Here is an 8,765-nt window from a genome sequence, read left to right as displayed (position 1 = left end):
GCTTGCGAATTCAGTTATCTGTGCGACAGCGCAGCCCAAAGGGCTGGGTAATCTCCCACAGGTTAAAGCATGGTCTTATCGGGCCGTGGTGATCGTGTGGGAGCGGCCTTGCGTCGCGAAAGGGCTGCGTAGCGGCCCCAGGATCTCGGCATCACAGCCGAAATTGCCGGGGCCGCCTTGCGGCCCTTTCGCGACGCAAGGCCGCTCCCACAGGGGAACACCTACATGCGAACTTGCAAGGACAGGCCTCAGGCCACATCCACCAGCACGATCTCGCTGTCCTCGATGGCGGTCACCCGCAGCACCTCCTCCTGCTCGATCGCCACGCCATCGCGCGCCTTGGCACGCAGCCCGTTGACCTCCACCAGCCCCTTGGCTGGCACCAGGTAACCCCGGCGTGCGGCGTCGAAGCGGTATTCGGCAGTTTCACCGGCCCGCAGGGTGGCAGCCACCAGCCGCGCATCGGTGCGGATCTGCAGGCTGTCCTCATCGCCCGCACGGCCGCTGGCCAGGGTCACGAAGCCTTCGCCACGCTCACCTTTGGGGAACGGCCGGCTACCCCACTGCGGTGCTTCGCCAGTGCGCTCCGGCACGATCCAGATCTGGAAAATACGCGTGTCGACGTCTTCCAGGTTGTACTCGCTGTGCACGATGCCGGTACCGGCGCTCATCACCTGCACGTCCCCGGCTTCGGTACGACCTTTGTTACCCAGGCTGTCCTGGTGGCTGATCGCACCTTCACGCACATAGGTGATGATTTCCATGTCGCGGTGCGGGTGCGGCGGGAAGCCGCTGCCGGCAGCGATCAGGTCGTCGTTCCACACCCGCAGGTTGCCCCAGTGCATGCGCGCCGGGTCGTAGTACTCGGCAAACGAGAAATGATGGTGGGCGTCGAGCCAACCGTGGTTGGCGTGGCCGAGGCTTTCGAACGGTCGCAGTTGCAGCATGGTCGTGCTCCTTGAATCAGTGGAATGAGGCCATGATGCGTCAAAGAAGCATCGAAAATAAGCGTAAATATCGGCTTAAAATAATCAGTAAAATAGATTTATAACGATGGAGTGTTTTATCCGCTTCATCGCCTAATCCACTGATCTGCAAGCATTCGCTGGCGATTTTTTGTCGATGCGGCGAACATGCCCGCTGATTTTGTTTTTCAACGGAGTGACCGTGGCCCACGAGCAACCCCAGGCCCCTGCCGACCTTACCCCTCCTGCCCAGCTGCCCTGGTTTCGCCGCCTGGCGGCCCGCCTGCTGGGGCGCGGCCTGACCCGCCTGCAGGCCCAGCACCGCGACTCCTGGTTCCTCGGCCACGCCAGCGGCCAGCGCAGTGGCCATGCCGATGGCGTGCGTGAAGGGTTCGAACGCGGGCGGGTGGAAGGTTACGAGGCCGGGCGCCAGGTGCTGGTGATCCGCGACACCCGGCCAGACACCGCCGCCGTACCGGGCCGGGATGACAACCTGTTCGATGACTGGCGCCTGCCCCTGACTGCCGAGCTGAAAAAGCGCTTCAAGGCCGATGTCGCCCAGCGCCTGCCCGCCGAGGCGCAACCCAGTGCCGCGCAGTGGAAGCTGATATTCAGCGACACACCGTCCACCTGCGTGGTGGCAGGGGCCGGGGCGGGCAAGTCCACCTCGCTGGTGCTGCGCATCCTGCTGTTGCGCCACTACCTGGGCTACGAGCCGGATGCGATGACCGTGGTCACCTTCACCCGCGAGTCGCGCAAGGACTTCATCAAGCGCCTGCTGCAGGTGTTCGCCCTGTGGCAGATCAACCTGCAACCGCTGCAGGCCCGCGAGCTGGTGCGCACGTTCCATTCGCGCATCCTGCCGCTGGTGCGCAGCCTGCCGGGCTTTGGCCAGGTGCGCGCGTTCGAAACGCTGGGCAACGAGATGCCGGCCGGGCGTGAGGCCGAGGCCGAGAGCAACCCGTTCGACCTGCGCCTGAACGATGCCCAGCGCCAGCAGCTGAACCAGTGCTACAGCACCCTGCTGGGCGAGAGCCCGCGTTTTGCCGAGCTGGTCGGCCTGTTGCGCAGCGAAGCCCTGCAACTGAAGCCGCTGGACCCGAACAACCCCGATGTGCAAAAGCGCGCCCAGGTAACCCAGCTGGCTGCCCAGCGCGACGAAGAGCTGTGCGACGTGATCGAAGACCTGTGGTTCGCCGCCGGCGCCTGGCCGATCAAGGGCATCGAACCCTGCCGCGAGACCATCCAGATTCGTGGCAGCCGCTTCCATGTGCATGGCCGTCTGGCCGGCCAGGGGCCTTTGCTCGTGCTGGGCTTCGACCCGGCGGAAAGCGCGCAGTACCAGCGCCCCGGCGCCAAGCTGGCAGTGCGTGCCGAGTGGGCGGTCAAGCGCACCCTGTTGCAGGCCTTCTGCGACCAGCCGCTGATCTGGCTCGACAACTACGCCATGGCCCGGCGCCTGGCAGCCTCGCTGGCCGGTGATGCCGTGGCCGGCCCCGGCTTCGAATACAAGGTCAAGGGCGAACTGGCCCCGGCGCCGCTGCTCGATGCCTTTGTCGGTGCGGCGAACTTCATCGAGAACCTCGGCCTGGAGGTGAATACTGCCGTGGCGGCGATGAGCTTCCCGTCCGGCGACAGCGATGCGCTGTTCTTCGAGGCCCTGGCCCTGTACTGGAAGGCCCTGGAGGCGCACCTGCTTGACCAGTCGCCGCCGGTGATGAGCTACAACCGCATGTTCGCCTTGTTCGGCGAGAACAACCCGGAAAACCTGCAACTGCTGCCCGACCCGTTGCTGCGGCCGCTGGCGCCCCTGATGATCGACGAGTTCCAGGACGTGTCACCGCAGATCGTCAGCTGGCTTCGCGCCAGCCTCGCCGAGATCCGTCGTCGCGGCCCGGCGATGCACACCGGGCGCCATGCCCAGCATTCGTCGCTGCTGTGCGTGGGCGACGACTGGCAGTCGATCTACGGCTGGCGTGGCAGTTCGCCCAAGTACTTCATGGAGTTCACCAAGGCCTTCCCGTCGCCGGCCAATACCCGGGTGATGCTGGTCGACAACTACCGTTGCCAGCAGCAGGTGATCGACGCGGCCGAGTATCTGGTCAAGGGCACCCCGGCGATTGCCGGCAAGAAAGCCAGGGCCAGCGGGCCGGCGGCCGAGTTGCCCGGCTCGCCGGTCAAGGTGTTCGACCGTGACGAGGCAGCCCTGGGTGAAACCCTGATCGAGCACTATCAGCGTGGCGAGACGGTGATGATGCTGTATCGCAAGGGCAGCGACAGGGCGCTGATGAACGAGCACCTGCAGGGCGTGCTGAACGCCGAGGCGGCGTTGCCGGCCGAGCAGCGCCGGCTGCGCCAGTTGACCTACCACAGTGCCAAGGGCTTGCAGGCCGATGCAGTGTTCATGCTGGGCGACTGCCAGTACCTGACCAGTTCGCCCTACAAGAACCAGGTGTATCGCCAGGCCGGGCTGGGCAAGGCCGGTGATGCCCAGCCGTTCGATACCGCGCAGAAGGAAGAGGTGCAGCGCCTGGCCTATGTGGCGGTAACCCGCGCGGTCAGGCACTGCTATTGGCATGTGGAGGCGGCCAACGCAGAGGCGGCGGCAGCGCCGCGTGCGTCGAGCCAGGTGGATGGGCGGCAGGCCTTCTTCGAAGACCTGCGTGGTCATTGATCAGCTTTCAGGCATCGAGGATGTCTTCTTGCCGGGTAAGGCTCAGCAATAGCCCGGCTTCCACCTCCGCCTGTGCCTTGGTCAAGGCTTCCATAGCCTTGAAATACGCTTTCCCACTGAGCGGAACCCGACGCAGCGTGCCGTTTTCGTCCAGCGCAAGGGCAGGCATTTCCGGGGCCAATGCCCGTATTATCGATTTGTCCAGGTGCGTGATCGCCTCCTGGCTTTCATCCAGACAATAAAAGAGGTAATCGAGGCCAGGGCGCCAGAAGTCGGTAATGGCCTCGAACTGGCTGGCATATTTGCGCTTGAGGTAATCAACCCAGACCGGCCGTTCGCTTATCCACAGTTGTCGGGCAGTGGTGTCGGCATCGAGTTCGACCACGGCATCGCGCACGTTGTCGATGATCTGCTGGTTGATCTTGGCGAGGTCCCTATAGAGCATGCCGCTGCTGGGTTCTGGAAAATCGAGGTCTTCGCTCAACGACTGGCGCAATGCCAGGCGGACTTCAATATCGTCGACCAGGCCTGTGGTCAGGTCCGCATCGGGGAACGCCGCCGCGACATCCAGTACGTCACGGTCCGGTAACTGACCAGCATGTTCCTGCAGCGCCCGCTTGCGCAAACCGCGTTGCAGGCTGATGCGATCGGCCAGTTCGTTGACTTTTTCGCGACGGTACAGCTTGCGATAAAGGTCGAGTATCGGCTTTGCCGTGTCCTGTGCTTCCCCAGATACCTGGTGGATCAGCAACTCCACTTCCAGGGCGCTGAACGCATCGGCGCCAGCGTCACCGCAAGTGGGCGGGAAGATTTTCGCCACCTCGTTCAAACGCTCGCGCAACACCGCGTCCCCGTGGGCCTGCTCCAACAGTTCCCACACTCGGGCACGCAGGCTTCGCAGATCCCTTCGCGCTTCCACCGAGTCGGTCAGACGCTCCAACACCGCTTGCAGGTCGCCATTGTCGTTCTGATCGAACAGGTCGGACCACACCTGTACCTGATGATCGGTTGCGGAATCGCGCCAGAGCCGTTGCCACTCCTGCCTTTCGGGCGGGTGCTCGAAGATGTTGACGCCTCTTGCGCGCAGTTGCCTGGCCGGCTCGGCTTCCAGATTGTTGTAGTTGAAAAGCCAACGGCGATCGCGCACGCGCGCTGCGACGTCCCGCACATACGGACTGCGCAGGATGTTTACCAGGTCCGGAACATTGGGAATGTGGTTGGACGAGAGGTTCAGGTAACGTAACTGGTACTGTCGCTGGTTCATCAGGGTGCTCAGGCCAGGGGGAAAGGCATGCAGCTGAGTTCTGTCCAGATTCAGGTGCTGCAGCCGCGCCATGTAGCGCACATCAGGCGCGTGTTGCAGCGAGTTGAAGCTCAGGTCCAGTTGCTGCGGATGGATCATGTCCTGGAAGCGTGTGGCGAGGTTTTCATCAAGCGTGATGCGATTTCGACTCAGCTTCAGGATATTAAGCGGCTGATCGCAGAGGAAAGCCAATGTCGCTTGATCCAATGTAAGGTTGTTGCCGGTCAGGTTCAGTTCGCGCAAGCCTGGCATCGCTGCCAGCACTCGTTGTGCGGTGGGTGAGAGGGTAACAACGGTATTGTTGGTCAGGTCCAGTGTCTGCAGCTTGGGCACCGCTTCGAGCGCTTCGAACAACGCTTGCGGGTTGATTGTCGCGATGTTGGTCACTCTCAGCACTTGCAGGTTGGGGAAGCATGACAGGAACGCCCTGTCCAGTCGTTGCAGTTGCAGATCGTTCAGCTTGAGTTCACGGATGTAGGGCAGGCTCGCTGTGATCGCTGGCAGCTCGGATATTTGTATCTTCTCCAGAACGAGCGTGCCCAGTTTGGCTGAACCCTCCCGCCGCCAGGCCTCTTTGAGGCGTTCGGTGCATTTTTCTCGATCCTGGCGCCTGAAGATGTCGGGGGCGCTCTTGTACCAACTTTCCAGATTGCTATCCAGAGTTTGCCACTCCGTCTCCAGTTGTCGAATTGCCGAGCCCAGGTCACCGGTCCGGCTCAATTCGTCGCTCAGGGCGGTGATCTGTTTGCTATTCAGAGAAGGAAAAAGTCGATTGAGCCGACGTGTCGCGGCGGATGTGCTGATTGCTGCTCCTCGACCACTGAGCGGGTAACCGATTCGCCCATGTGCCAGGCGCATGGGCGAGCGAAAGCCTGGCTTGATTGATTGCTGGCCAAGCAGCACGGCGCAGCCCGATCGGTCGGCGACGGCGCTGGCGAACAGCTCGGCTTCACTCGCCTGCGGCTGTTCGGCTACCAATGCATCGCGCAGCAATTGGCTGTCGGCATTGGCCAGGTCTGCTCGGTACAGGCCGGTCAAGGCACGATCGAGGCGGGCGCGGGCCTGCAGGTAGCGGGCTTCTTCAGCCACGCGCAAGGGCACGCGCCCGTTCTTCAGGCGTTCGCGTTCGGTGCTGTCGGCATGTGCGACGAGCTCTTCCAGGGCATTGTCAGGCAAGCCGGGGAACTGGCGGCCCAAGGTCTGTGCTTCGTCGCCAAGCGGTGCGCGATGGCTTTCCAGCATGCTCGCGAAGACTTCGCGACGACGTGCTGTCAGGTGGTTGGCCAGCAGCTCGTTGAGGGCGCCCGGGCGCTGCTCTGCTGGCGTATCGGGTAGCAGCTGCTGTATGACATCTTCATCCATCCCCGCCAGGACAATCTTGCTCAGTTCGCCATCGTCAAGCTCTTCGCGGCCGATCTCGATCTGTACTGTGTCTGCTTTTGGCTGCGCACCGAAATAGTCTGCCTCCCCCCATTTTTCGGCACCGGTGAAGACCTTCAGCCTGTAGTTCTCGGGCCAGCCAGGCAGCTGTACCAGTTCCGGCAGCGCGAAGTTCATATGTGCAGCCAAAGGCTGGCCATGACGTACCCGGGTGATGATGCCCTCCACGTCGTCAGCCAGTCGCAGGCGCAGCAAGGTATCGGCCAGCAGAGGCGGCGGCCGCGAGCCGGTGACCTGGCTGCGACGCAAGGTGTCTGCGTCGACTTCGGTAATGCGCAAGGCGGCAAGTTGCTCCGATGCATCCAGCCCCTGACCGAACCGGCCCAGCCCCTCGAGCAACTGCGCATCGTCCCATTCGAGCGGGTTGTCGTGGGCCAACTGCCAGCGCTGGTCGCCGAGGTAGCGCAAGGCCGGAGTGTAGGCATCGGGGGCGTCCGGGTGGCGCACATGCCACTGTCCGTCGGTTTCGAACACCTCATACAGTTTGCCTTGAAGCCAAACGTGGGTTTTGCCATCGATGATGTAGAGCCCTTGGGCATTTTTCTGCACACCCACCGGCAACGAGCTCGAAGTGCTGTAAGGGCCCATGTCTGGGTGCCAAAGCCGTTCGCGGCCACCTTTCCAGACGCTTTCCAGCGCATCGACGAACCCCGATGCCTTGAGCGCTTTGCTGCCGACGGCGAAACCGGCAATCACGGCGGCATTGATGGCCAGCGACTCGAGTTGTTGCAGCGCTTCCTGGGTATCGCCTTCTTCCCAGGCTTCGAAGCCGGTGAACACCGAGTCCATGAGGTCGTAGGCAAATACCCCAAGCATCGCGGCATCCAGCCCAGGCACGAAGAAGGCGGCCACGTTCAGTACGTTCATGCCTGCGTCCAGCCAGTGCTGCAGCCGTTCCTTGCGTGCCTTGGCGTCGGCATCGGCGGTCGGTACTGCAATTGCTCTGGCAGTTGCCTTGACGCGGCGCTTGTGGTCTCTGTAAAGCACCTGCCAGATAGGAAAGGCCAGGCGCGTTCGTTTGAAGTGCAGCTCAGGCTTGTTCTTGGGTTTGCGTGTGGAGGCGTCGTGCTCGAACAAGGCATTTTCGAGCTTGCGGCTGAGCTCGACCTGGTTGTCCTGGTCAGCGAAGCTGATCAAGTGCTGGCGAAACGTGGTTTGCACCAGGCGTTGACGCATGAGTGAGCCGGCTTTTTGCAAGGAAGCGAACTCCCTCACCGGGTGTTCGGAATCGTGGGGAATGTAGAGCATGCAGGGGTTGGTCTGGTCGGCTTCATCGGGGCCTATCAGCAGTACGCCATGAAGCGGGATGCCGAACAGGCTGAAGCGCCAGCAGCGAAGCTTGTGTTCGCCGTAACGCGGCGTGCTTTCGTTGTCGCATAGCTGTACCAGAGCATTGTGGCCTTTGAGCGTCAACAGGCCCTTGAGGTAGGCGATCATTGCCTCGGTTTTCAGTGCCTGCTGGCTTGCATCGATCCACTGCTGTTCGATCGCGGCCTTTCTGGGGCCTTCATAAATGCCCTGCAGGTGGTCTTGATACTGCTGGCCCAGGTTCAGGCTTCGGCAAAGGTTCACGAACGCTTCGGGCTCGAGCCCGGGAAGTGAGGCGACGTTGTCCGTGCCAAGGGTCAGGGTGTCGAACGGGCCCACTTCGTCGGGCCCTTCGAAATTGTGCAGTGCGGCCTCCAGCAGCGAGCGCTTCTGTGGCGGCCCTTCGGGGCGCTTGATGTACGTATCGTCACCGCCGAGTGAAAAATCGAGGCCTGGGACATTTTCCAGCGTGGTGTACACCTTGAACGGCTGGTGCAGGTACTGGGCTTTGTCCACTTCGACATCCGGGCCCAACCGGCCCTCGAGCAAAGGCTTGCAGAATTCGCTGATCTGCCTGAAGTCATCGAGCAAGGCTTGCAGCGCTTTGAACCCGGCATTGCGGGCGCTGATCAGCTGTCGTAAACGCGCCTGGTCTTCATCGCTGGCTGCAGCGTACCAGGCGTAAGGCGAGCCGTTTTCGTCGAGGTAGTCCTTGCGCACGCTCTGCACGACGCGGCGGGTATGGTCGGGGTGCATCGTTCGGCACCAGGTAGGCAGGTTACGGACAATCTGGGCCTGATGGAAAGGCACGGGTGTGCTGGTCATGCTGAATACTCCGTGGTCAATGGAGGCGCCAGTCGACAGGTTTCGCCTTGGCATGCGGTGGTATTTAGTTGAATGCGCAGGTCGGTCCTGTGCACGAGAGCGTCGGTAGGGGAGCAGCGCGGGCAGGGCTGTTGGGAGATGGTGGCGCAAGGCATGGGGTAGGCATGTCGTGTGGATGACGCCGACGTATGGGGTATGGGTCGGTGTCATGTGATGCCTGGCCATGGGCCGGCGCTCTATCAGGGAGAAC

Annotated in this window: 3 protein-coding genes; 1 reads left to right on the top strand and 2 read right to left on the bottom strand. The window is 62.3% G+C overall.

Annotation, left to right across the window (positions count from 1 at the left end; translation table 11 throughout):
* Positions 1-248: 248 nt before the first annotated feature.
* Positions 249-947, bottom strand: a complete 699-nt coding sequence (locus B2790_RS00130) for a pirin family protein (RefSeq protein WP_047934682.1) — start codon at positions 945-947, stop codon at positions 249-251.
* A 175-nt stretch (positions 948-1,122) separates the two neighbouring features.
* Here B2790_RS00130 and B2790_RS00125 point away from each other — a divergent pair, with 175 nt between their 5' ends.
* Positions 1,123-3,639, top strand: coding sequence for a UvrD-helicase domain-containing protein (locus B2790_RS00125; RefSeq protein WP_286917993.1), 2,517 nt, complete (start codon positions 1,123-1,125; stop codon positions 3,637-3,639).
* A gap of 7 nt (positions 3,640-3,646) precedes the next feature.
* On the opposite strand, the gene B2790_RS00120 is transcribed toward B2790_RS00125, so the two are convergent.
* Positions 3,647-8,740 (bottom strand): NEL-type E3 ubiquitin ligase domain-containing protein, encoded by a 5,094-nt coding sequence (locus B2790_RS00120; protein WP_349681748.1) that lies wholly within the window; start codon positions 8,738-8,740, stop codon positions 3,647-3,649.
* Positions 8,741-8,765: the final 25 nt, after the last annotated feature.

It is taken from the genome of Pseudomonas sp. UBA6753 (assembly GCF_002453565.1).
Lineage (GTDB): Bacteria > Pseudomonadota > Gammaproteobacteria > Pseudomonadales > Pseudomonadaceae > Aquipseudomonas > Aquipseudomonas putida_Z.
This window is presented reverse-complemented; position numbering and strand designations above follow the sequence as displayed.

What these genes read in the sequence shown, in the direction of transcription:
- B2790_RS00130 (WP_047934682.1), bottom strand. Translation starts at nt 947, where the DNA reads ATGCTGCAACTGCGACCGTTCGAAAGCCTCGGCCACGCCAACCACGGT.
- B2790_RS00125 (WP_286917993.1), top strand. Translation starts at nt 1,123, where the DNA reads ATGCGGCGAACATGCCCGCTGATTTTGTTTTTCAACGGAGTGACCGTG.
- B2790_RS00120 (WP_349681748.1), bottom strand. Translation starts at nt 8,740, where the DNA reads ATGGCCAGGCATCACATGACACCGACCCATACCCCATACGTCGGCGTC.